The 24,341-nt window shown below is 34.7% G+C and carries 19 protein-coding genes, 1 tRNA gene, 1 pseudogene and 1 riboswitch; of the genes and pseudogenes, 15 read left to right on the top strand and 6 right to left on the bottom strand.

Annotation, left to right across the window (positions count from 1 at the left end; all coding sequences use genetic code 11):
• Window positions 1–11: 11 nt before the first annotated feature.
• From ACFHWD_RS02965 to ACFHWD_RS02945, 5 genes are all read right to left on the bottom strand, one after another.
• Window positions 12–815 carry an amino acid ABC transporter substrate-binding protein gene (locus tag ACFHWD_RS02965; protein ID WP_150357175.1) on the bottom strand — a complete coding sequence of 268 codons (804 nt, stop codon included), beginning with the start codon at window positions 813–815 and terminating at the stop codon, window positions 12–14.
• A gap of 171 nt (window positions 816–986) precedes the next feature.
• A complete protein-coding gene (gene thiE / locus ACFHWD_RS02960; RefSeq protein ID WP_378060203.1) occupies window positions 987–1,598 on the bottom strand; it encodes a thiamine phosphate synthase in 612 nt (203 codons plus the stop codon).
• Entirely contained in the window at window positions 1,589–2,398 is an 810-nt protein-coding gene (gene thiM, locus ACFHWD_RS02955; RefSeq protein WP_150357173.1) for a hydroxyethylthiazole kinase, read from the bottom strand. The genes thiE and thiM overlap by 10 nt, the downstream gene beginning before the upstream one ends.
• Window positions 2,399–2,437: 39 nt before the next feature.
• Window positions 2,438–3,238, bottom strand: coding sequence for a bifunctional hydroxymethylpyrimidine kinase/phosphomethylpyrimidine kinase (gene thiD / locus ACFHWD_RS02950; RefSeq protein ID WP_150357172.1), 801 nt, complete (start codon window positions 3,236–3,238; stop codon window positions 2,438–2,440).
• Between the two features lie 132 nt (window positions 3,239–3,370).
• A riboswitch (TPP riboswitch) is annotated at window positions 3,371–3,473 on the bottom strand.
• A gap of 55 nt (window positions 3,474–3,528) precedes the next feature.
• A complete protein-coding gene (locus ACFHWD_RS02945; RefSeq protein ID WP_150357171.1) occupies window positions 3,529–4,929 on the bottom strand; it encodes an amino acid permease in 1,401 nt (466 codons plus the stop codon).
• Between the two features lie 328 nt (window positions 4,930–5,257).
• Here ACFHWD_RS02945 and ACFHWD_RS02940 point away from each other — a divergent pair.
• The 13 genes and pseudogenes from ACFHWD_RS02940 (at window position 5,258) to ACFHWD_RS02880 (ending at window position 21,023) form a co-directional block, all read left to right on the top strand.
• Window positions 5,258–5,344, top strand: a tRNA-Leu gene (locus tag ACFHWD_RS02940).
• Between the two features lie 322 nt (window positions 5,345–5,666).
• A complete protein-coding gene (locus tag ACFHWD_RS02935) occupies window positions 5,667–6,284 on the top strand; it encodes a TetR/AcrR family transcriptional regulator (protein ID WP_150357170.1) in 618 nt (205 codons plus the stop codon).
• Window positions 6,281–8,405 (top strand): annotated as a pseudogene (locus ACFHWD_RS02930) (phosphoenolpyruvate synthase). The gene ACFHWD_RS02935 and the pseudogene ACFHWD_RS02930 overlap by 4 nt, the downstream one beginning before the upstream one ends.
• A 275-nt stretch (window positions 8,406–8,680) precedes the next feature.
• The gene (locus ACFHWD_RS02925) at window positions 8,681–9,364 is read left to right on the top strand and encodes a GntR family transcriptional regulator (protein ID WP_150357169.1); all 684 of its coding nucleotides are present in this window, start codon (window positions 8,681–8,683) and stop codon (window positions 9,362–9,364) included.
• 465 nt (window positions 9,365–9,829) lie between these two features.
• Window positions 9,830–11,950: a CDC48 family AAA ATPase gene (locus ACFHWD_RS02920; RefSeq protein ID WP_378060199.1), complete on the top strand. Its 2,121-nt coding sequence runs from the start codon at window positions 9,830–9,832 to the stop codon at window positions 11,948–11,950.
• A gap of 45 nt (window positions 11,951–11,995) precedes the next feature.
• The gene (locus ACFHWD_RS02915) at window positions 11,996–12,649 is read left to right on the top strand and encodes an oxalate oxidoreductase subunit delta (protein WP_378060196.1); all 654 of its coding nucleotides are present in this window, start codon (window positions 11,996–11,998) and stop codon (window positions 12,647–12,649) included.
• A gap of 31 nt (window positions 12,650–12,680) precedes the next feature.
• Window positions 12,681–12,974 (top strand): 4Fe-4S dicluster-binding protein, encoded by a 294-nt coding sequence (locus tag ACFHWD_RS02910; protein WP_150357166.1) that lies wholly within the window; start codon window positions 12,681–12,683, stop codon window positions 12,972–12,974.
• Window positions 12,975–13,003: 29 nt separating this feature from the next.
• Window positions 13,004–14,194 (top strand): oxalate oxidoreductase subunit alpha, encoded by a 1,191-nt coding sequence (locus ACFHWD_RS02905; protein WP_378060194.1) that lies wholly within the window; start codon window positions 13,004–13,006, stop codon window positions 14,192–14,194.
• A 20-nt stretch (window positions 14,195–14,214) separates the two neighbouring features.
• Window positions 14,215–15,159, top strand: a complete 945-nt coding sequence (locus ACFHWD_RS02900; RefSeq protein ID WP_150357164.1) for an oxalate oxidoreductase subunit beta — start codon at window positions 14,215–14,217, stop codon at window positions 15,157–15,159.
• 304 nt (window positions 15,160–15,463) lie between these two features.
• Window positions 15,464–16,756 (top strand): oxalate/formate MFS antiporter, encoded by a 1,293-nt coding sequence (gene oxlT, locus ACFHWD_RS02895; RefSeq protein ID WP_378060192.1) that lies wholly within the window; start codon window positions 15,464–15,466, stop codon window positions 16,754–16,756.
• A gap of 425 nt (window positions 16,757–17,181) precedes the next feature.
• On the top strand, window positions 17,182–19,680 hold the full coding sequence (locus ACFHWD_RS02890; protein WP_179977848.1) for an MBL fold metallo-hydrolase: 2,499 nt from the start codon (window positions 17,182–17,184) through the stop codon (window positions 19,678–19,680).
• Window positions 19,681–19,797: 117 nt separating this feature from the next.
• The gene (locus tag ACFHWD_RS02885) at window positions 19,798–20,148 is read left to right on the top strand and encodes a hypothetical protein (protein ID WP_150357161.1); all 351 of its coding nucleotides are present in this window, start codon (window positions 19,798–19,800) and stop codon (window positions 20,146–20,148) included.
• Window positions 20,145–21,023 carry a GGDEF domain-containing protein gene (locus ACFHWD_RS02880; RefSeq protein ID WP_378060189.1) on the top strand — a complete coding sequence of 293 codons (879 nt, stop codon included), beginning with the start codon at window positions 20,145–20,147 and terminating at the stop codon, window positions 21,021–21,023. Before ACFHWD_RS02885 ends, ACFHWD_RS02880 begins: the two co-directional genes overlap by 4 nt.
• Before the next feature lie 155 nt (window positions 21,024–21,178).
• Here ACFHWD_RS02880 and ACFHWD_RS02875 read toward each other — a convergent pair whose 3' ends face one another.
• Window positions 21,179–22,075 (bottom strand): D-alanine--D-alanine ligase, encoded by an 897-nt coding sequence (locus tag ACFHWD_RS02875; protein WP_150357159.1) that lies wholly within the window; start codon window positions 22,073–22,075, stop codon window positions 21,179–21,181.
• Window positions 22,076–22,275: 200 nt separating this feature from the next.
• Here ACFHWD_RS02875 and ACFHWD_RS02870 point away from each other — a divergent pair, with 200 nt between their 5' ends.
• Window positions 22,276–23,721, top strand: a complete 1,446-nt coding sequence (locus ACFHWD_RS02870) for a PLP-dependent aminotransferase family protein (protein WP_150357158.1) — start codon at window positions 22,276–22,278, stop codon at window positions 23,719–23,721.
• Window positions 23,721–24,275 (top strand): NUDIX domain-containing protein, encoded by a 555-nt coding sequence (locus ACFHWD_RS02865; protein ID WP_150357157.1) that lies wholly within the window; start codon window positions 23,721–23,723, stop codon window positions 24,273–24,275. Before ACFHWD_RS02870 ends, ACFHWD_RS02865 begins: the two co-directional genes overlap by 1 nt.
• The last annotated feature ends 66 nt before the right edge of the window (window positions 24,276–24,341 follow it).

Below are 24,341 nucleotides of genomic sequence, written 5' to 3'. Positions count from 1 at the left end.
ATCCTAACTTTTTATTTTGCTATTATATCTTTACTGAACCACTTTTGGGATATCTTATCTGCAGTTCCATCTTTCTTCATAGAATCCAGTGCTTCATTTAACTTATCTTTAAAAGCTGCATCGCTTTTTCTAATACCAACACCATAATCTTCTTTCCCAAAATTGTCATCAAGTATTTTATATAATCCGGGTTTTTTCTGTAAATAATATCTCCCGACAACCTCATCTACCACAACAGCATCAATACGTCCCTGGTTTAAATCCAGTAGAGCTTCTGTATTATTTGAATATTTTCTCACTTCTTTTAAGGATTTTGAAGTGGCGGTATCCGACTTCAATGCAGTTTCACTGCTGCTCCCAAGTTGAAGTCCTACGGTTTTACCTGATAAATCTTTCTTAGTCTTTATATTTGAGTTGTTTCTCACTACAATTATCTGTTTGTTTTGAAGATATACTTTTGAAAAAGATATCTGCTTTTTCCTGTCTTCTGTTATGGTTAGACCGTTCCATATAACATCTATGTCCTTGTTGTTTAGACTGAGAATAATACCATCCCATTCTACAGGCTTAAAGACTACATTTACCCCCATTTTCTTTGCAGCGGCTTTGGCCATGTCTATGTCAAACCCTACGATTTGACCTTTTGAATCCCTAAATCCCATTGGGGGGAAACTGTCGTCTAGGCCAACTACAAATTTACCCTTTGATTTTATGTCATCCCAGGATGTATCTGTTTTTTGAGATTGTCCACATCCTGAAAATATTGATGTCACAATAAATACCATGATTGCTAAAATACTTAATTTTTTTTTCATTTTAATTGCCTCCCTTTTATATAAATCAATTACAATAAATATTATAATTTACCGTGGTAAATTTGTAAACTGATAAATTAAAAGTATATAGAGCTGTTAAGTGTGAAAAAATGCTGATTGAATTGTAGTCAAACTACAATTCAATCAGCATTTGATAACTTTTAATAAATACTATTTAAGTAGAGCTTTTGCAGCAGCCTTTATATCATTCTTTCCTAAGATAGCAGAAATTACGGAGATGCCATCCACTCCAGTAGATAATACATCTTTGAAATTCTGCTCATTAATTCCACCTATGGCAACAGCAGGTATGCTTATACTATTGTATATTTTACGTAGACCTTCTATACCTATTGGCGTATCTATATCCTTTTTAGTTCCAGTGAAAAATATAGCTCCTATTCCAATGTAATCTGCACTATTTTTTTGTGCATCTACAGCTTCTTCCACAGTACCTGCAGATATTCCTATTATTTTATCCCTGCCCAATATCTTTCTGGCTGCGACTAAGGGCATGTCGCTTTGACCAAGATGTACACCATCTGCATCTACAGCTTGAGCTATATCCAGTCTGTCATTTATTATGAAAGGAACTTTGTAATAATCAGTAACTTCCTTAATCTTCAGTGCTAATTTGTAAAATTCCCTTGTGGAAATGTTTTTTTCTCTTAGCTGAACCAAAGTGACGCCGCCTGAAATTGCATCTTCTACAGCTTTGGATAGATCAATATTTTTTAAAAAACTTCTGTCTGTAACCAAATATAGACTATAATCTATTTCCATACTATTTTGGCACCTTCTTTTAAATTTTCTTCACTTAACTGATATATGCAGTCTATGAGCTTAATTCTAAAGCTTCCAGGTGTATTTGCTGCTTTAAAGGCTTCTTCTCCAGCTATATTCATTGAGAGTATGGCATTTACAGTAGCTGTGAATTTATCTTCAGATGCTCCACAGGCAGCTCCGCAAAGGGCACCCAGCATACAACCGGATCCAGTAACTTTAGTAAACATTTCTGTGCCGTTTTCAATTACAGCACTTCTTTTACCATCTGTTATGAAATCCTTTTTACCGGTGGCAGCAACTGTGCACTTGTATTTTTGAGATAAAGCTATGCAGCATTCTAAGGCACCTTCTCCAGTATCAAAGGAATCTACACCTTTTACATTGGAGGATTGTCCTGCCAAAAATTTAATCTCTCCTATGTTTCCCTTTATGACATCAATTTTTCCAACCTGGAGTATTCTGTTTATAACTTGAATTTTTTTTGGCACGGCGGCACAGGCTACAGGATCTAATACTACGGGGATATCATGGATTTTTGCAGAAGTGCTGGCTAAAACTGCGGCTTGTTCCTGCTCTTTATTAAGAGTTCCTAAATTTATGTACAGGGCAGATGATAATTTGACAAAATCAAAAACCTCATCATAGGCCTCACACATAGCAGGGGAGGCACCATAAGATAGGAGAATATTTGCACAGTCATTTATGGTAACATAGTTGGTAATACAGTGGACAAGAGGTATTTTATTTCTAACCTCTGATAATATTTTTGTTACTTTGTCTAGATTTATATTGTTCAATTTTTTAACCCCCTTTAAGTTTAAAAATAATTTCTTCTATTAAAAAGTTATACCGGCTTTTTTATAAACTTCTATAAAATGTCCAACAGGGCCAACTCCATGACCAATGGGAAATGAATTTTCTATTGCCTTAGTTATATATTGCTTTGATAGGTTTACTGCCTTTTCAATATTGTGTCCTTTGGCTAAATAGGAAGCTATAGCGGAAGATAAAGTACATCCTGTTCCATGAGTGTTTTTAGTGTTTATTCTATGACCTTTAAGGGATAATACCTTATTATCGTGAAGCAAAATATCATTGGCATCATTGCATCTATGGCCTCCCTTTACGAGTATGCTCCTTGCACCCAGTTCTTTTATTTTAAAAGCTGCACTTTCCATATCTTTTTCATTTTTAATTTTTAGTCCGCTGAGAACTTCTGCCTCTGGAATATTTGGAGTTATTACATCTGCAACATTTACCATAGTTTTTATTGCTGTTTCTGCTTCAGGTTTTAAGAGAGAATATCCGCTTTTTGATATCATTACCGGATCGAGTACTATATTTTTGGCCCTATATTCTATTAAGAGCTTTTTTATTACAGATATGGTTTTACTATTTGAAACCATTCCGATTTTTACTGCATCTACTTCGATATCGTCAAATATGGATCTTATTTGAGCCTCCACAATTTCAGGAGTTACGTCCAGTACATCTTGTACACCTATAGTATTTTGGGCTGTAACGGCAGTGATTACACTCATTCCATACACGCCAAGTGCACTCATGGTTTTTAAATCAGCTTGTATTCCCGCACCACCTGAGCTGTCAGAACCTGCAATTGTCAATACTTTTTTCATTAAAAACACCTCTAATTTTGTATTTGTTTAAGCAACTCCAAGGTTCTAAAGAAGCTAGGAGTGCTGGCAGTGATAGACACCGTATAAATATAAAAGGTGTATGCGGAAAAGCATACACCTAATAAAAATCAAAAGTCATGTGAAATTGCTTCCCTACGCCAGTTTTATCTGGATCAGGTTCAAAGGGTTAGAGAATATCTCTTCTCAGCTATATAAAGCACCCCCACAGCCTATTTTATTTTAAACTCATTATACTACCTTGATAAAAATTTGTAAATCAATTTTAAATTTTATTCTTCTGGTTCAGATTTTGTAGGATTAGAGGTCTTTTTATTTAAGCCAAGTATAAAATAGAAAGCTAGTATAAGTAAGAACCAGAAACATCCTACAATAAGAGCAATCCTAGTATCTGGGCTAAAAGCTAGCATTACGATGACGAAAGCTAAAAATGCCAGTACAATCCAGTTAAGATAAGGATATCCAAACATTGGAAAATGCAACTTTTTTATTTCTTCCGGAGTAAGTCTTTTTCTAAACTTCATCTGTGCTATCAGTATAATGCCCCAAGTCCAAATTGCACCAAGTGTAGCTACACTTGTAATGTAAGTAAATACCTTTCCAGGTACCAGAAAATTAAGAACAACTCCAATTAACATAAAAAATGCAGAAATCAAAATGCCAGTAGCTGGAACATGGGTTTTACCAAGCTTACTAAACTTTTTTGGTGCTGTTCCCTGCAGGGAAAGATTGTACAGCATACGTCCAGTACTGAAAATGCCGCTGTTACAGGAAGATAAAGCTGCAGTCAATACTACAAAGTTTATAATACCTGCTGCTGCAGATACACCCAATTTGCTAAATGTTAAGACGAAAGGACTTCCAGTTGTACCAAGGGTATTCCATGGATAGAGTGACATTATTACAAAAAGTGCACCTACATAAAATATAAGTATTCTCCAAAGTACTTTGTTGATAGCTGACGGTATCGTTTTCTCAGGATTCTTTGCTTCACCTGCTGTAACGCCTATGAGCTCTGTGCCCAGATAAGCAAACATAACCATTGTTACTGCAAGCATAGGTCCCCATCCACCTTTAGGGAAAAATCCTCCATGTGTCCATAGATTTGAAATTCCGATAGGTTTTCCACCATTACCGAAACCAAATATAATCATGAGCAACCCTAGTACTATTATTGCAATAATTGTAACTACTTTGATAATTGCAAACCAGAATTCAAATTCACCGTAGGCTTTTACTGCAATTAGATTTACGCATGTCATTATAATAAGTGCTGCCAGTGCAGGTATCCACTGAGGCATAGTTGGAATCCAGAATTTAACGTATACGCCTACAGCTGTAATTTCAGCCATACAGGTTACCACCCACATAAACCAATAAGTCCATCCAGTCATATATCCTGCCAATGGACTTATGAATTCATTGGCATAGGCGCTAAAGGATCCGGAAACAGGATAGGAAGTCGCCAACTCACCTAGAGCTCTCATTATGACAAACATAGCTAGTCCAGCTATAATGTAAACCAATAGAATTGCTGGCCCAGCTGTTTGAATAGCAGTAGCAGAACCTAAAAATAGCCCTACGCCAATTGCTCCTCCCAGGGCTATCAATTGAATATGACGTTCTTCTAAGCCACGCTCGAGATTCTCATTTAATGCATCTTGTTTACTCATTGTGTTCCTCCTTAGTTGGTTAAATAAACCTTAGGATAATTACTTTAAAATTATTTAATTTAAAAATTTATCACCTTCTATGGCTATCATACATTATTTAGAATATTCTCAACTAAATAATAGCATATTTTCATTTACATAACAACTAGTATTTAAAATTTTCATTGAATTTACAATTATTTTAGATTTAAATAATGTTATTTAAAAAATATAAAAATAGTAAGATAAAAGTCATATACTGTTTCACAATATGAATATTATTATAAATTTGCTTTTATACTGCCTCTTGACCACAGGTGATATTTGTGATATTATACTTTTGTCACTTGCCGAAGTGGTGGAATTGGCAGACGCAACGGACTCAAAATCCGTCGATAGTGATATCATGCGGGTTCGACTCCCGCCTCCGGCACCATAGATGTAGAACAAAAAGAACACTTTGGAATTTTCCAAAGTGTTCTTTTTGTTCTATTCTTAAAAAATAGAACAGATCAAAAGATCAATGTGATTTCTTTAAAATAATGTTGACCTGGTCGGTTCATGAGAATATAATATTATATAAACCGATTCGGTTTATATAATGATTCTAAGGTTCTTAAAAAAAAATTTTCTCATAGGTAAATCACTGCAAGCCTTAGAATTACCTCATCCAGGCGCGTAGCAGTGTTTATCTCTCTTTAAAAAGTCAACAATATTAGCAATAGTAGCGTTTGGATGAATTTTGAGAGGTGAGCTTTTTGAAAAAATTTTTTAATTTGCCTGTAGAGAAGCAAAATAAAATCATAGATGTAGCACTTAAATCCTTTGGTAAAAATGGCTATAAGAAAACTTCCATAGGGGACATTGCTGCTGCAGCAGGAATTTCAAAATCCATGGTGTTTCATTACTTTGGTACAAAAAAAGCTTTGTATTTTTATTTAATTGAGCTATGCGACAATATTATTATGAAAGAAGTTGATGAAAAATTTAATTATAAGGTTACTGATTTCTTTGACAGAATTAAGCTTTCATCTAATATTGAAATTTCTGTTATGAGGAAACACCCTGCAATTCCATCCTTTTTAACAAGCATGTATTTTGAAAATGACGGGGAAGTAAAAGGTGATATAAAAACCATTATTCTAGCAAAAGGTGTAGATTTTAGGAACAAAATTGCTTTTGATGGTGTAGATTTTTCAAAATTTAAGGAGAATGTTGATCCAAAGCTTGTTATAAAGATACTTCTTTGGCTTACTGATGGATATATGAATCAATTGTCAAATAGGACAGCAATAAATTATGAAGCTTTTTTTAAGGAATTTGAAGAATGTATTGATTTACTCAGAGACAATCTTTATAAGGAGGAATATGTATGAATCCCTATGTGTTGGATTTCAGCAACATTGATAAATCAGATCTACCTTTAGTGGGCGGTAAAGGTGCTAATTTAGGAAAACTGTCTAAAATCAATGATATTATGTGTTCCAGAAGGTTTTTGTATAACTACTGAAGTCTATAAAAAAATTGTCTGTGACAATTCTGAATTTAATAGCGTAAATGATCAATTATCTTTTTTAAAGATAATTGACAAAAGAAAAATCAGTGAATTCAGTAAAAAGGTTCGGGAGATTATAGAACAGATACCTATCCCGATGGAGATTATAGAAGAAGTCTTGCATTACATTTCAAAGCTTGGCGAGAAAAATGCATATGCAGTGCGTTCAAGTGCTACGGCAGAAGATTTGCCTCTAGCTTCTTTTGCTGGTCAGCAGGATATCTATCTCAATATTAAGGGAATGAATAATATATTGAAATATGTAAAAAAGTGCTGGGCGTCACTTTATACGGACAGAGCGGTAATTTATCGTATACAAAATAATTTTGATCATCGAAAGGTGTATCTCTCTGTAGTAATACAAAAAATGGTTTTCTCCCAGGCCTCAGGGATAATGTTTACTGCAGATCCTGTAACTTTCAACAGAAAGGTAACATCTATTGATGCAAGTTTTGGCCTTGGTGAAGCTCTTGTATCAGGTCTGGTTAATCCAGATATCTATAAAGTGAGAGAAGGAAAAATACTGTATAAAAAGATATCTATCAAAAAACTCGCTGTTTCGGCACTGCAAAATGGTGGTACAAAAGGGAAGGACATTGATACTGCAAAGCAAAATATACAGACCCTTCGGGATGAGCAAATTTTACAACTGACAAATATAGGCAGAAAGATTGAGAATTATTTTGGATGTCCACAGGATATAGAATGGTGCCTTTGTGAAGGTAAATTTTATATTGTTCAAAGTAGGCCTATAACTACATTGTATCCTGTACCATCAGAGGCTGTGGATGGAAAAAATCATGTATATATTTCATTTGGGCACAGACAGATGATGACTGAAGCCATGCGGCCACTAGGAATATCTCTTTTTCAAACTTTATTCAAGCAGATGGTTGGCACTCCCATGAATGAAATGGGCGGAAGGCTTTATATTGATGTATCCCGTGAACTTTCCTCGCCATTTATCAGGATGTCTTTTTTCAAAGGAATGGATGCGGTAGATGTCTTAATGAAGAATGCTCTTGCTGATCTTGTAAAGCGAAAGAATTTTATCAAGACTCTGTATAGGAAGAAGACAGCTATGGCTTCAAAATCAATGTGGCTGAAATGGATACTATTTACTATAAAAGATTACAGAGCAAACAACCCTGCTATTCTCAGCAATATCAAAGCTTTTGGACCAGGTGCCCACAGTATGAAATTTGAACAGAACTTGATAGAGGCAAAACAAAAAAAACATGAAATTATAAACCGTCTTGAAAGATTGCACGGTGGAAAGGGAAAAGCAAGGAAGTTCAAAAAGGCAGTTAGCGTCCTGCGCAATTATGCCGGTTATCGTGAGTTTAACAAGTATGTTTTGGTATGGTATGACTGGATTATTAAACAGACATTTATGAAAGAAGCAGATGCTTTAGTCCATAAGGGTATAATACAGGAAAGAGAAGATATATATTATTTGACTTTTGAGGAATTTAGAAAAGTTGTTGAGGCACATGAAATAGATTACAATATCATAAGTAAGAGAAAAAAAGATTATAAGACTTTTCAAAAACTTACGCCTCCACGTGTTATAACCTCCGAAGGTGAGATCATAACAGGGCAATATAATAGGGATAAAATACCTAAAGGTGCTATGGCGGGAGTACCTGTTTCATCTGGAAGCGTTGAAGGCCGGGCACGTGTTATTTTAAGAATGGAGGATGCGGATATAGAGGAAGGCGATATACTAGTTACAAAATTTACTGATCCCAGTTGGACTCCGCTGTTTGTATCCATCAAAGGTTTGATTACTGAAGTAGGTGGAATGATGACACATGGAGCTGTTGTTGCAAGGGAATATGGTCTGCCTGCAGTGGTAGGTGTTGAAAATGCTACGAAATTGATCAAAGATGGACAGAGAATAAGGCTGAATGGGGAAGAAGGATATGTGGAAATTTTGTAATGGGGTGCATAATAAATTATTTGGAGATGAATTTTAATGAGAATAATTTCCGTTTTGATATCATAGGTATTTTATATAGTAACTTTTTCGGCTGCATTAATTATTTATGCATAATTTTTTTGGAATGGTGCATTGTGAACTGTGAATTAAATAAAATGTATTTAAAGATAAAGATAGTATAATTATATTCCACTTGCATTTAGTATACCATGGGAATTATAATTAATTATGGGATATGAGAATTATATTAAAAAAGATTTAAGGGGGTAATGCAAGTGGAATATCAATTTTCACCCATAAGATTTGATAATAGGGGATATATTCGAGATTCGGTATTTTCTATTTTACGTAATGCCATACTGGATGGAAAATTAGAGCCAGGCCAAAGATTAGTGGAGCGCAGTATTGCAGAACAGTTGAAGATAAGCAGGACTCCAGTACGTGAGGCAATCCGTCAACTCCAATATGAAAGGTTAGTAACATATATTCCACGTAAAGGTGTAGTAGTTTCTGGATTTAGCAAGGATGATATCGAGGAAATTCAACTTATTAGAACTACATTAGAGGCATTGAGCTGCAGCATTGCGGCTGGAAAAATCAATGATGAAGAATTGGACTATTTGAATTCAATTGTTAATCAAATATCAGATGAATGTGAAAAGGAAAATAACGGAAAGTTAAGCATGCTGAATAAAAGGTTTCATGAATGTATATGGAAAGCAGCAGATAGCCCACATTTATATTATTTTATAAATACACTCTGTGAATATGTTAATAAATTCACCCATTTGACCTATACTAAGCCTGGTAGAATCCAAGAAGTTATATTAGAGCATAGAGCAATAGTTAATGCTTTACAAAAACATGATAGTTCTGCTTCTTATGAAGCCATGAAAAAGCATGTAGAGAAATCTGGCCAGATATTTCTTAAAATGGCTTATTCAAATAAGAATAGTTGATGATGTCATTTATATGCAGTGAATATGTTTAGAAGTAAGTTACAGGGATTGGCGATTTTAATTGATAAAAAAGAGTTTGTTAAATAATAAATTTTCTGAAAATTTATTGAATTTATTATTTAAGGGTGCTATAATAAAGTTGGAAAAATTAGTTGTAGAATATAATGGTAGGAAATAAGGATTAAGTGTTGATATAAATTATGGTAATTAATCAGGTAAATTTATAATAAGATGAAAGGTTTATTGTGTTAAAATGGTATACGGTATACCATTTTAACACAAATTAAATCGCTACTATTGAATATTAAGTTAATTTGTCAAAAATAAAAAAAGTTATAGAGTAAAGGAATAATGAAGCATTAAAAATATATATTTTATCGTAAAATGGTATACCGTATACCATATATTAAAAATTTTGTCTAAATTCGATTGGCAGTTGCTCAAAGTTACTGGGAGGTTAAGAAAATGACTGAGTTTGATTCTATTAAATTAAAAGTTAAAGAGGGATTGGTAGAAGATTCCCGTAAGGGCATTGTTAGAATGAATCGAGAGGATATGGAGCAACTAGGAGTAGATACGGGAGATGCTATAAGTATAGAGGGTAAAAGGATTACTGCAGCAAAAGTTTATCCATCTTTTAATGATATTTACGGTCAGCCATTGATCCAAATGGATGGAATAGTTAGACATAATGCTGGTGTGGGAATAAACAGTGAAGTGACGGTAAGTAAAACTGAAGTTAAAATAGCGCGTAAGGTAGTGCTTTCCCCGCTTGAAAATTTCTATGATTGGACACAAAAAGATGAAATTGAGATAAAGAATATGTTGAAAGGAATGCCGATGCTCTGTGAGGATGAATTGTCTTTAACTCTCTTTGGCAGCAATGAGTGCAGTTTTCTTGTAAGTGGAACAACACCGTCGGGAGTAGTTAAAATTAATAAAGAAACTGATATTATTTTTGTACAACCTGAGCTTGGCATTAATGGATCGAGAATTACATATGAAGATATAGGTGGATTAGATGAGCAGGTTCAAAAAATAAGAGAAATTGTGGAATTACCTTTAAAGTACCCTAATGTCTTTAAAAGATTAGGTGTTGAGCCACCTAAAGGTATACTACTCTATGGCCCCCCAGGTACAGGAAAGACTTTAATTGCCAGAGCGGTTGCTTCTGAGACAAAGGTCTATTTTGTCCATGTAAATGGACCGGAAATAATGAACAAGTTTTATGGGGAAAGCGAAGCAAAATTAAGAGAAATCTTTAAAGAAGCAAAGAGCCGGGCTCCAAGTATAATTTTTTTAGATGAGTTGGATTCTATTGCACCCAAGAGAGAAGATGTTCATGGTGAAGTTGAAAAAAGAGTGGTAGCTCAACTCCTTGCGCTCATGGATGGTTTGGAAAATCGAGGTCAAGTTATTGTAATCGGTGCCACAAATATACCCGATTCTTTGGATCCTGCACTTAGACGTGCTGGAAGATTTGATAGAGAAATTGCAATTATGCCCCCTAATAGAGAAGGCAGGCTTAAAATACTGCAGATTCATACGAGATGTATGCCTCTTGATAAAAATGTGAAATTGGATAAGCTGGCCAAAATTACTTATGGATTTGTTGGTTCAGATCTTTCAGCACTGTGTAAAGAAGCAGGAATGATAGCACTTAGAAAAGTTTTGTCAAAAATTACAGATGACAATAATATTCCTCCTTTTAAGGTTTCAATGGATAATTTTACTGATGCACTGAGAGAAATAGAACCTTCATCTACCCGGGAATATTACTCAGAAATTCCAGATGTAAAGTGGAATGATATAGGTGGATTAGATAGGACTAAAAAAGTTTTGCAAACTTTAGTGGAACTTCCGCTTCATGATCCTGATCTGTGTAAAGAGTATGAGTTTACGCCGCCTAAGGGCATTTTGTTAACAGGTCCTTCAGGCACAGGTAAAACTTTATTGGCAAATGCAGTTGGAAGCTCCGCTAAAATAAACTTTATAAGTATAAATGGCCTTACATTAATCTCCCACTGGATGGGGGAATCAGAAAGGACCTTACATGATGTATTTGTAAAAGCTAAACAAACTGCACCTTGTATTTTGTTTTTCGATGAATTGGATGGCGTTGTCCGTTCCCGCTCTTCAAGTACAAACAATTTGAGAGACAGGCTCATAAGCCAGCTTATACTGGAATTTGATGGTTTAGAAAAAGTTCAAGGAGTTACGGTATTAGCTGCGACTAATAGAATAGATTTAATTGATTCTGTTTTACTTAGAGAAGGACGGTTTGAATACATACTGAAGTTATCTCTGCCTAAAATTGACGAAAGGGAATCGATTTTAAAAATCCATTCTAAGGGACTGCCTGTTTCGGAAGATGTAGATTTTAGGAAGCTAGCCGAAAAAACCAGAGGAATGAGCGGTGCGGAATTAGCTACATTGTGCCATAAGGCTTCATTTATGACGCTTATGTTGTCCATAGAAAATGGCTTGAAAATGAAGATAAGTCAAGATATCTTTAATCAATCCATTGATGAAATAAATAATCAAAAGAAATTTGGGGAGGTGATTAGAACAAAGTCTCAGCATTGAAATTTTTCACAATATTAACCATTAAAGAAAGGAAGGTGGAACAAGGTGTCAAGTCAAAATTTATTTGATGAACCAGGGTTGAAGCAGATCACAGTTTGGGGTAGAGGAGTATATGAAAATAAAGAAGCTCGCGATGTAGTAGTTTCTTTAACAGAAGCAGCTGCGTTAGAGGGAAAATATGTTCAAGCATGGGAGAACTATGTTGATCTTCCCGACCGTATTTATGTTCCGGTAAGGGCATATGGGAAAATTGGTACTCAGGAAATCGAGTCCAGATATGTTTATGAAAATGAAGCTCCTGACATTGTGGTTCTTACAGAAGAAACTCTTGTAAAAGGTGTGGATATTTTGTCTGGAATAAAGCCGGGGGCAGTGCTGGTAGTAAATACAAGGCGTTTGCCGGAATATCTATTTGGATTCATTAAAAAGAATACAGAAAACCTTTCAAAAATTGTTACAGTGGATGCAAATAGCCTTTCAAAATCTATTATTACTCTTTCAGGTGCTGAAGGTGCTACAGATGCATCGGGAATAGGAAAAGGTATTGGTGCTGTACTGGCTGCTGCTGTTGTTAAAGGCACAAAAATTGTGAAATTTGATAATTTGCTTCAAATTGTTGCCAATAAAAATGCTGCTAAAAAAGCTTATGAACAATCAATTGTTGTAGATGTAGATACTATACCAAAAGCTTCTGTGTAATAGTTAAAAAATATTAAGGAGGTGCTGTAAAATGGCTGTACCGTATGAAAAGATTCCCTTTGCAGGAACTGTACCTTCTCCCCAGAAAGAAAATGAAGGTATGATTACTGGTAATTGGCGTACTAGAAGGCCAATATTGGATTCTGAAAAATGTGTGGAGTGTCAAACTTGCTGGATTAGTTGCCCTGATTCCTGTGTGAATCTCATGACTAAAGATAGCCCTATTACCTTTAATTTAAAATATTGTAAAGGTTGTGGAATTTGTGCTGAAGTATGTCCAGTAGGAGCAATTACTTTAGTACCCGAACTGGATTTTAAAGATTGAGTTTATATTAACAGGAGGTGAATTGAAAAATGAAAAGCAATATAAAAAGAATGTCAGGGTGTGTGGCGACAGCTAATGCAATTAAATTGGCTAATGTGGATGTTATATGTTCATATCCAATCCGCCCATATACTGGAATTATGTCAGAGCTGGCAAGGATGGTGGCAGATGGAGAATTAGATGCTGAATTTGTTCTAGGTGAAGGGGAACATGGGCAGTTAAGTGTGGTTTATGGAGCTTCCGCTGCTGGGGCCAGGGCTTTTACAGGCAGCTCAGGAGTAGGTGTAACCTATGCTATGGAGGTGTATTCACCGATTTCAGGAGAAAGGCTTCCACTTCAGATGGCAATTGCAGATCGTACTTTAGATCCGCCGGGTGATTTTGGTTCAGAGCATACAGATGCTCTATGCTGCCGTGACCAAGGGTGGATTCAGGGATGGGCTTCTACACCTCAGGAGGCACTGGATTTGAGCCTTATGTATTACCGCATTGGTGAGGATCCACGTGTTCTTTTGCCGCAGTATGCCTGTCAGGATGGATACTTTGTATCCCATATTCTTGGTGAAGTAGATGTACCGTCTCAAGAGCAGGTGGATGCATTTTTGCCGCCTTATAAAAACCGTCACGTGTTGGATACAAAAAATCCTGTAATTATAGGACCGCAGATGGAACCTGAGATGGGACCTGGGACTCAATATCAAAGACATATGGCCGTAGAAGGGGTGTATAAAGTATTTGAAGAAGTTCATGAGGAATTTGCGGATATATTTGGACGTAAATATGATCCCTGGCTTGAAGAATATATGACTGATGGGGCTGAATCGGTTATTTTCATCCAGGGAGGACATGCCGAAACAGCTAAGAATGTGGCAAAGCATTTGAGAAATCTAGGTGAAAAAGTTGGTGTAGTTAGGCTGCGTACACTGCGTCCTTTCCCAACTAAACAGGTACGTGAAACCTTGAGTAAATTTAAAGTAGTAGGTGTGGTGGATAATTCAGTTAATTTCGGAATATCCTGTGGAGCAGGTGTTCTTCTTACCGAAGTCAGAGCAGCTCTATATAATAATGATAAAAAAGTGGAAACCATTGGATTTGTAGCAGGACTTGGTGGTTCCATGATTACTCAGGATGAGTTCTATAAAATGTTTAATATTATGAAAAATGTAGCCAAAACCGGGAAAAATGAAAAACAGAGTTATTGGTCGCCGTTTGAATTGTAAATATGAAAGGAGGAAGTCAAGTGTTAGAAGAAATTAAATCTATTAAGGAAGCACCAAAAGAAGAATATTATGTTCCAGGTCATCGTACTTGTGCTGGGTGTGGGCCTGCACTGCAATATAGATTAGTTGCCAAAGCAGCAGGCAAGAATACGATTTTTATCGGACCTACGGGTTGTATGTACGTCGCAAACACCAGTTATGGATGCGGACCTTGGGCTGTTCCATGGATACATGCGCAAATTACCAATGGTGGAGGAGTTGCCTCTGGAATATCAGCAGCATTTAAAGCTATGATACGTAAACATAAAACCGATGCAGAATACCCTAATATCATTGTAATGGCCGGTGACGGCGGTACTTCTGATATTGGAATACAGTCATTATCTGCTGCTTTTTACCGCGGACATAATATAGTATTTATTTGCTATGATAATGAATCCTATGCCAACACGGGAATTCAAGCCTCTCCAACTACACCTTATGGAGCATGGACTACTTTTACTCCAGCTGGTCCTGTAGTTCCAGAAGGTAGAAAACTTATGCCTAAGGACATTACCAAGATCATGGCTCATGGCCATCCTGAATTAAAATATCTGGGAACTGCATCGGTGGGTTATCCTCTGGATTTGATGAATAAAGTGCGTAAAGCTTGCAATGCGGAGGGGCCAGCTTTTCTCTATATCCATGCACCATGTCCAAAAGGATGGAGCTTCCCGGCAGAAAAAACAGTTGAAATTGCTAAATTGGCAGTTCAAACAGGTATGATACAGTTGTATGAACTTGTAGATGGAAAGTATAAACTGACTTATAAACCTGCTAAGTTGAAACCAGTCAGTGAATATATAAAATATCAAGGACGATTCAATCATCTTAAACCTGAACACATTGAAAAACTTCAGAAATTTGCAAATCAGCGTATGAAAGAAGTTGGAATAGAATACCGTGTACCTCCAGTGGTAGAATAATAAATTTTAGTTAAAATATATTAGTAGTAGCAATATCTGTAATCAAGTGGCTCTTAGATTCAGATGGAGTTTGTTAATAGTGAATGCTTTTCTCCATCTGGATCTTATTATCAGTATTCTTAATACCTTTGGCACTTGGAATACGTCATCCTTTAGTTGAAGAACTTATCCCAGGATAGATTTATTGATTCCGGGGTTCTAATTGAAAGAAAGTAAGGTGATAAAAAAGTAGATATTGTAAGCTGACTCATTAATTTGAGTGGGATCTTTGAAAATTAAATATTAATTTAAGGAGGAATAATGCATGACTAATGTTGATGAGATGAGAGTTAAAAATATCAATGCATATGGATCAATCCTCGGAAACCGTTGGGTTCAACTTATAGCTGCTGTCATTGCCATGATAATGATTGCCAATCTGCAGTATGCCTGGACTTTATTTACTACTCCATTAGTTGCACAATTAAAATCATCTCTAGCTGTCATTCAGTATGCTTTTACTCTGTTTATCATGTTTGAAACCTTTGTTCAGCCGGCAGGAGGATATCTGCTTGACAGATTTGGCTCTAAACTGATGTTTGTCATTGCAGGCCTATTTATTGGAGTGGGCTGGAGTATGATGGGACAAGTGAATTCTGTAAGCGGCCTGTATTTTGCCTATGCTGCGGCAGGAGTTGGCGCAGCAATTATCTATGGTGGTTGTGTTAGTGTGGCAATTCGCTGGTTTCCAGATCGAAGGGGTATGGCTTCCGGTATAATAGCAGGTGCTTTTGGTCTTGGCTCAATGCCTTTTGTGCCGGTAATTGATAGATTATTACAAAACAGCGGTGTTGCACAAACTTTTCTGGTTACTGGAGTTTTACAGGGTGTTGTAATCATAATTGTAGCTTTGATTTTGCGTTATCCTGTTGGTTCGAAAATGCCTAGTAAAAAAGAAAAAATTGCCAAGTTAGATCAATCTCAAATTGGGTTCAGTCCTACACAGATGCTGAAAACTCCAAATTTCTGGCTTATATGGTCCATGTTCTTTTCTATTAGTGTAGGTGGGCTGATTATTACAGCTAATACCAAACCTTTTGGAAAGGAAATGGGAATAGCCTCTTCGATTATTGTGTTGGCAGTCATGTTAAACAGCCTCGCAAATGGAATAGGAAGGGTTTTCTGGGGATGGATTTCAGATAGATTAGGCCGTCCTAGAACTATGTTCATATCTTTCGGCTTAAATGCAATATTCTTGTTTATTTTACCTGTCATAGGTGGTAATGGTATCCTCTATGTAATTTGTATGATGTGTATAATGTTTACCTGGGGACAGCTCTTTTCGTTGTTTCCACCGACTAACGCAGATGTATTCGGTTCCACTTATGCTGCTACCAACTATGGATTTCTCTATAGTGGAAAAGGAATAGCCTCTATTTTAGGTGGAGGTCTAGGAGCATACCTCGCTAGTTCTTATGGATGGAACGTAGTATTTTCATGTGCTGCAATACTTTCCTTATATGCCTGTATAATGTCACTGGTTTTGCCTCGCATACCAAAACCAGTGAAAAAACAGCCTGTGGTAAGTAAGGAAGAAGTTACTAAAGCTACTGATTAATATTTACCTAAAATATTTTTAAAGCCATTTCATTTCTACCTCTTACACTACACTTACAGTATACCATAAGCTCGAAATCATTTCAATAGTATTTGGTATACCAAATACCAATTCATATAAAGAATATACTGTAAGCTGTTCTAAAAGTTTGGTTTATTAAGCTAAATAAGTATAATTATAGGATAGGAGAAAGGGCTTATATTGTTGCAACAACTATATTGTGGAAATTTTGGAAATTCTATTGGAAATGGTTTTTTATTCTTTCTTTGCCTGATGTAAGTCCATAGTTGTAAAATAAGGTGTAACTTTTATTTTAAGTTATACCTTATTTTTAATGTAGTGTATTATAATTGTATAAGAAGATATTTTCATGTAAAGTATACTTACATAAACTACTTATATATAAGAAGGGAGAATTAGACAATATGGATATTTCATTTTTGGGAGGAGCCCGTGAAGTTGGAGGAAGCTGTATACTGCTGACAATATATAATAAAAATATATTACTGGACTGCGGCATAAGGCAAAGTTCTTCCAAAGATGCCCTTCCTGATTTTAAGTTGATTCAGGATAAGGGGGGCGTAGATGCCATAGTAATAAGCCATGCCCACATGGATCATATAGGCTCCCTTCCAATTATAAGCAGGGAATACCCAGAAGCCAGGATATATACTACCAGGATGACCAAGGATTTGATGAGAGTGCTGCTCTATGACAGTCTAAAAATTATGAACCACAGAGAAGGAGAAATTCCCCTGTATGCGGAAAAGGATGTCATAAGCATGCTGAATCGTGTATTTCCCATAAATTATATGGTTAAATTTACTGTATTCGACAATATAGTTCTTACTTTCTATATGGCAGGGCATATAGCTGGAGCCAGCTGTGTCTATATTACAACTCCAGAAGGTTCATTTTTTTACTCAGGTGATTTTTCTCTGTTTTCTCAGAAAACTGTGGAAGGGTTGAAACTGCCCAAATTAAGACCAGATGTGGCGATTTTCGAATCCACTTATGGTGACAGACTTCATTCAAACAGACAGGTAGAGGAAGAAAAACTTGTTGGTATAATAGATGAGTGCATCAGGGAAAAGGGTAAAATGCTGATCCCGGCCTTTGCTCTTGGAAGGGCGCAGGAGGTAATTCTCATTGTAAAAAAGGCGATGAATAAAAAAGTATTAAAAAATATTAAAGTCTATGTGGATGGAATGATAAGAGATATAAACAGAGCTTATAAATTAAACCCTCTGTATCTTAAAAATTCTCTGGGTAAAAAGATATTGAAAGGGATTGAGCCATTTTATGATGACAACATAATTGCAGTAAAGGATAATGAAACCAGGGAAAATATATTGGAAAGCGAAGAACCTTGTGTGATAATATCAAGCTCAGGCATGCTTACCGGGGGCTATAGCCAGTACTATGCGGAAAAAATAGCTGCTATGGAAAAGGGATATATAGTTATAACCGGCTACCAGGATGAAGAATCACCAGGGAGAAAACTGCTGGATCTTTTGAAAGATGAAGAGGATAAAAAATTATGCATAAATGAAAAAACCATTGAAGTAAAGTGTAAAGTTGAAAAAATAGGCCTTTCAGCTCACAGTGATAAATTTGAAATAAAGTCTTTAATTCATCTTTTAAATCCAAGAAGTATATTTATTGTTCATGGGGACCAAAAAGTAGTTGAGAGTTTTTCAAGAGAACTTTTTTCGGAAGTGACTGGAGAAATATATGCTCCTAAATGTGGGGAAAGTTATGAAATATATGTACACAGACCTCGAAAACAGCGGGAAAGATACATAGGCAAAATCATGAATTCCTATGAAGAATTGGATGAAGGCAATGTGAGAAAGCTATGGGAATTTGTATATGACAATTATGGGAAAAAGCTGTTTACGCTGGAAGAACTCTTCTATATATGGAGAGGCCGTAATAAATTGAAAAATTCTTTTGAGCATTTTCAGAAAATCATAATTGATTCTCCGTATTTTGAGAGCGACAGCAAAAGGTTGTTCTTGTTTGGCTGTCAGGAGGAGGAAAAGGTACGAAAAATTCTAGATAAGAAAGAGCTCAAACCAAATGAATTGAGGGAGATCATATATGAACATTTTGGCAAATTTAATTTTAAAAAAGCCAGCTATATATATGATGAGAAAAAAATTATTTTAAGCTTTGATTTTCCAGCTGTGGTAAACGGAGATATATATGATGTGATGAAAGAATTTCAAGAGGAATGGGGATGGGAAGTTAAAATAAGTAATAGGGTGAATATAAATGCGGTTTCAGAAATAATAAAAGAATTTTTTCAGAAGGAAAATATAAATAAGATATCCTATAGGCTGGAAAAAAATGAAGTTCTGGTAAACTTAAATTCACCAGTCGATATAGAAGAAAGCAAAGAGAGAAAATTTAAGAATATTACAGGAATGGATATTTTGATTAAATCAACGGGGGATTTAGCCACAAAGAATACAGATATTATAGCTGTAAAAGCTGATAATGAATGTGATACTATGGAACAAAACAAAGCTTTACAATTCATTGACGAGTTTTTTCACAGTGAGGAATTCAAACCCTATAAGAAAAGTGTGAAATCCTGCTTGAATAAAAAATATATAGAGCTGTCTTTTATTAGTCCTGTAATAGGGAAAAAATATAAAAGAAGTATTAAAAAAATAGCAGATAGTACAGGTTGGGATATAAGTATTTCAGAAAGTGCAAATCAGAATAAAATAATAGAAATGGCGGTAGTACTTTGCAAAAGAGAAAGCATAGAATTGAGAAAGAATCCGGCTTTTAATAGTTTTGATTTGAGTGTAGAATTGAAAATTAAAGAAGGATGTTTAGAAAACAATAAGGAAAAATTAAAGGATATAAAGAATGAGTTTGAACATAAAACAGGCTGTGTATTAAAATGGTAAATGAAAGTATAAAATATGACTTGTTATATACAGATTTGACAAGTATAAAATAATTTATAGAAGATTTAGACAAAATATGATAATATTATATATAAGTTACAGGAAGGGGACGTGTTAATGAAAAATAGAGATAAAGGTACGAAAACAGCGGAAGTATCAATGTATTTTTCGGAATTTGAAGTACCTCCAATGCAGGATGTTCTGATCATTGGCAAAAGGTCTCCTATTGGTCCGGAGGCAGCTAGAAGAATGGTAGACATGCTTTCTCCAGAACAATATGAAGTGATTAAAATAGAACATAAATATGTGGAGGCAATTGTTCTTAAAAAATCTTTAATAAATTTAATACCTGAAGATAAGTTGATTTCTATCATTATGGAGGAAGGAGGTAAAATTGCTGACGAAACAATGATTATAAAAGCGCAGGTTAGTATAACATTGCATGTTAGTAAATCCGTGGATTTATGATACAAAATGTTTTGAGTATAGCAGATAAAAATTTTTTAAAAGTCAATATGTTCTCAGGGGCGAATTCTATCCAGCACTGTTTTTATGAAAATGATGTTGAGTGTTTTGTAGTTTACAAATCTAATGAATTGGTTGGCATAGTTACAGAAAGAGAATTGATCAGGGCCCATCCCAATAGGATAATTGCAGATGTCATGTCGGATAGATATATATGTGTAAAGGGGAGTACGTATATATGGAAAACATTGGATATATTTAACAAGAATGAAGATTTAGAAATCATATTGGTGGAAGAAAAAAATGTTATTGTGGGATTTATTACAAAAATGATTTTAAAAATTGAATTGGGGAAACATATTGATTTACTTACGGAATTTTATAAAAGTGATTATATATTTTACAATGCTTACAGATTTATTCAGGAAAATAGAAATATTTCAATTATATTTATGGATTTAGATAATTTTGGATTCATAAATAAGAAATATGGGCATATAAAAGGAGACAAAATATTAAAATCAGTGGCCTCTATTTTAAAGAAAAATATTATTGTATCTGATAGTATCTGCTTCTGCAGATATGCTGGGGATGAGTTTGCTATTTTAACATCCTATTCTTCAAGCGAAAATAAGGCATTGGCAGAGCAGCTAATATCATCGATAAAAAAAAGTATTTTCCCAGATAAGATTTTAGTTTCGGTATCTATAGGAATAGCAGAGTATAAAGCAAAAAATCTCCATGAAGAAACTGATATATTAAATTGTATAGATAAATTGATTAATGCTGCAAGTCTAGCTTCTACTAGAGCAAAAAATATTAGCAGCCATTTATTTATAGCAGATGGGATAGACAATATATGTTTTAATGAAAGATGAATGTATTCAATTCACGATGTGTAAAAGTTCAAAGAACAAATATCAAGTATGACAATTTTTGACGGCAGATGAAATCTACCAAAATTGGACTTTGATATTTGAACTTTGAACTTCTTATATATCCTGAACCTGAAAATCGCATGATTTAGAAGTTATTATTTTTTAAGAGAATACTCAATTATTTTGTCTAACAATTGTGTAAAAGACATATTTACAGCATTAGCACTTTTAGGAAAGAGGCTATTTTTTGTCATACCCGGAAGAGTATTTAATTCAAGTACATATGGTGTATTGTCTTTTACTATCATATCCACTCTTACATAACCGGTGCATTTCAAAACCTTCCAGCATTTGAGGCATATTTTTTCTATTTCATTTTGAAGGGATTTTTCCAGCTCTACTATTATTTCTTCTGACCCGCCATCCGCATATTTGGAAGTGTAATCAAAAAAATTAGCCTTGGGTCTTATGGAGATAAGTGGAAGTACCTTACCGTTTAATATACAACAGGTTACCTCGTCACCTTTTATATATTTTTCGATTATAATTTCCCGGTCATAATCAAGAGCTAGCTTTACGGCATCTTCTACATGCTTTTTTTCGGTTACTATACTTGTAGCTACGCTTGAACCACCGCAATTGGGCTTTACAACTACAGGATATCCCATATCATCTAAGTATTTATAGTCTATTTCATCTATTGAATTGATACACAACCATTTTGCAGTATTAATTCCTGTAGCCTTAAATATTTTTTTGCTTATATCCTTATCCATGCATATTCCGCTTGTTAAAGGACCACAGCCTGAATATGGTATATCCATGGTTTCAAATACAGATTGAATTATTCCGTCTTCACCAAATTTCCCGTGAAGTGCGATAAATGCAAAATCTATATCTTTTACTTTTTCAAAAGCATCACTTTTTTTATCTATAACGATAGGTTTTACCTCGTATTTATTTTTATCCAGATAGTTTATTATCTCTTTGCCTGAGTTTAATGAAACTTCCCTTTCTGAAGATATACCGCCCATTATAACCCCTATTTTCATATCAATTCCTCCACATTTATTATTTTACCTACTATTGAATTTTGATATTATTGTTCTCAATAATTATTTTATACATTTACCTTGTAAAATAAAGAACCACATTTGGTCTATTTTGCTTAAGCTGTGGTTTCATATAGGACACTACCCTTTATTTATATGCACAATTGTGTAAAATATATATAGGTGAGGTGAAATCTATTATGTTCTCTGATATGAAAATAAGGGATAATAAATTTGTATATATACAATTAAAAGATTATATTAAAAGTATGATATTGAAGGGATTACTTAGGGCAGATGAAAAACTTCCCTCTTCCAGAGAAATGGCTTCAATGTTAAATATAAGCAGAAATACGGTGATGTATGCTTATGAATTTTTACAGGATGAGGGCTTTGTTTATATAAAAAGAGGAAAGGGCACTTTTGTTTCAGACGTAAAGGTAAATACCCAGGGAAAATGGAATATAGATTGGGAAGATGAAATAAATGAATATGGAAGGCTGTCGGAAAAATTAGATATAATCAAACATGAAACAAAATGGAAAAGTGGAATGATATCTTTTAAAAGCATAGCTCCTGATGAAAATCTTTTTAATATAGAGGAATTTAAAAAATCCTTTTTAAACCGCATGTCCATAGAAGGAAAAAAAATACTGAACTATGGATATGCTCAGGGTTATAAGTTTCTCATAGAATATCTTCTCAAGTATATGGAGAACAAAGGTGTTAATACAAGTGGAAAAGATATAATTATAACAAATGGTTTTACTGAGGGATTTGATCTGGTGCTGTCTTGTCTTACAAACAGGGGAGATAATATATTGTGTGAAAACCCCACTCATAATACGGCTATTAAGATTATGAAATTACATGGACTCAATATAAAAGGGGTCCAAATTGGTAAAGAAGGTGTAGATCTAAATGAGTTAAAAGAAAAATTAAAGGAAGGAAAATTTAAAATTTCCTATTTTATACCTTCTTATCACAATCCTACAGGCATTGTAATGTCTCCCGAAAATAGAGCAAAGTTGTATAATATACTTAAAGGTTATAATATACCTATAATTGAAGATGGTTTTAATGAGGAATTGAGATATTCAGGTGCCCATGTGCTTCCGATAGCTGCTATTGCAGGGAAGGGTAACAGTGTCATATACGTAGGAAGTTTTTCAAAAGTCTTGTTTCCAGGAATAAGGATAGGGTGGATATTGTCAGATAAGGTACTTACGGGATATTTGGAGAGTGTCAAGCGGGCAAGAAATATACATACTTCTTCTTTGGATCAAGCAATTTTTTATGACTATTTGCAAAGTGGAGATTTTAATAAATACATCAAAAAAGCTAGAAGAATATACAGGGAAAAATATGAATTTGCATTGAAATGTGCAAAGAATTATATACCCAATAGGGAAATACTTGGTGAAGGAGGAATGCATATTTTTATAAAACTAAAGGATATAAATTCCAGGCAGCTTTTAGAAAAATGCTGCGAGAGGAATGTTATATTCACTCCTGGAGATATATTTTATGTAGATGACAAGGGACAGGACACTTTGAGACTTGGTTTTTCAAGGGTGAGCAGAGAAGATATAAAAAAAGGTTTTAGCATAATTGGAGAAGAAGCTAAAAAGTTAGGAGGTATATGATGAGAAAATTATCGGATAAAACGCTTTACAGTGGAAACTGGATTAAATTGGAGGAAATAACTTACGAGGGAAAGAAACATGAACAGCTGAAGTGGGAAAGTATAGAGAGAACCAATACTACAAACACGGTTGTAATAATAAGTAAAATGGTTCCATCCAATAGATATATACTTATAAAACAGTATAGACCTACTATAGATAATTATGTTATTGGATTCCCGGCTGGACTTGTGGAAAGTGGAAGTTTACCTGAAAATGCATTGAGAGAGTTAAAAGAGGAAACGGGGTATACAGGAAATGTAAAATCTGTAGGGATTTCTCTGTATTCCAATGCAGCACTGTTGACGGACAAAGTAAGAGTAGTAAAAGTTGAGATAGATGAGAATTTAGAGGAAAATAAGAAACCAAAACAGAATTTAGAAGCAGCAGAAGATATAGAAGTAATTGCCCTGAAAAAAGAAGAGATAAAAAAATTTTTTTTAAAAGAGCAGGCTAGGGGAATTGCTGTGGCCATGGGTCCATGGTATGCTTTTTTTGGAATGGAGAATATATAATCAAAATTGAATTGGGAGTTTGTTTGAAATATAATCACAATTATGATATATTTTTAACATGGACAT

This window comes from Clostridium sp. MT-14 (genome assembly GCF_042436595.1).
Classification (GTDB): Bacteria; Bacillota; Clostridia; order Clostridiales; family Clostridiaceae; genus Clostridium_B; species Clostridium_B aromativorans.
This window is presented reverse-complemented; position numbering and strand designations above follow the sequence as displayed.

Excerpts from the sequence above, each read along its gene's own strand:
- ACFHWD_RS02965 (WP_150357175.1), bottom strand. The coding sequence starts at position 815 with ATGAAAAAAAAATTAAGTATTTTAGCAATCATGGTATTTATTGTGACA.
- thiE (WP_378060203.1), bottom strand. The coding sequence starts at position 1,598 with ATGGAAATAGATTATAGTCTATATTTGGTTACAGACAGAAGTTTTTTA.
- thiD (WP_150357172.1), bottom strand. The coding sequence starts at position 3,238 with ATGAAAAAAGTATTGACAATTGCAGGTTCTGACAGCTCAGGTGGTGCG.
- ACFHWD_RS02945 (WP_150357171.1), bottom strand. The coding sequence starts at position 4,929 with ATGAGTAAACAAGATGCATTAAATGAGAATCTCGAGCGTGGCTTAGAA.
- ACFHWD_RS02920 (WP_378060199.1), top strand. The coding sequence starts at position 9,830 with ATGACTGAGTTTGATTCTATTAAATTAAAAGTTAAAGAGGGATTGGTA.
- ACFHWD_RS02910 (WP_150357166.1), top strand. The coding sequence starts at position 12,681 with ATGGCTGTACCGTATGAAAAGATTCCCTTTGCAGGAACTGTACCTTCT.
- ACFHWD_RS02905 (WP_378060194.1), top strand. The coding sequence starts at position 13,004 with ATGAAAAGCAATATAAAAAGAATGTCAGGGTGTGTGGCGACAGCTAAT.
- oxlT (WP_378060192.1), top strand. The coding sequence starts at position 15,464 with ATGACTAATGTTGATGAGATGAGAGTTAAAAATATCAATGCATATGGA.
- ACFHWD_RS02890 (WP_179977848.1), top strand. The coding sequence starts at position 17,182 with ATGGATATTTCATTTTTGGGAGGAGCCCGTGAAGTTGGAGGAAGCTGT.
- ACFHWD_RS02885 (WP_150357161.1), top strand. The coding sequence starts at position 19,798 with ATGAAAAATAGAGATAAAGGTACGAAAACAGCGGAAGTATCAATGTAT.
- ACFHWD_RS02880 (WP_378060189.1), top strand. The coding sequence starts at position 20,145 with ATGATACAAAATGTTTTGAGTATAGCAGATAAAAATTTTTTAAAAGTC.
- ACFHWD_RS02875 (WP_150357159.1), bottom strand. The coding sequence starts at position 22,075 with ATGAAAATAGGGGTTATAATGGGCGGTATATCTTCAGAAAGGGAAGTT.
- ACFHWD_RS02870 (WP_150357158.1), top strand. The coding sequence starts at position 22,276 with ATGTTCTCTGATATGAAAATAAGGGATAATAAATTTGTATATATACAA.
- ACFHWD_RS02865 (WP_150357157.1), top strand. The coding sequence starts at position 23,721 with ATGAGAAAATTATCGGATAAAACGCTTTACAGTGGAAACTGGATTAAA.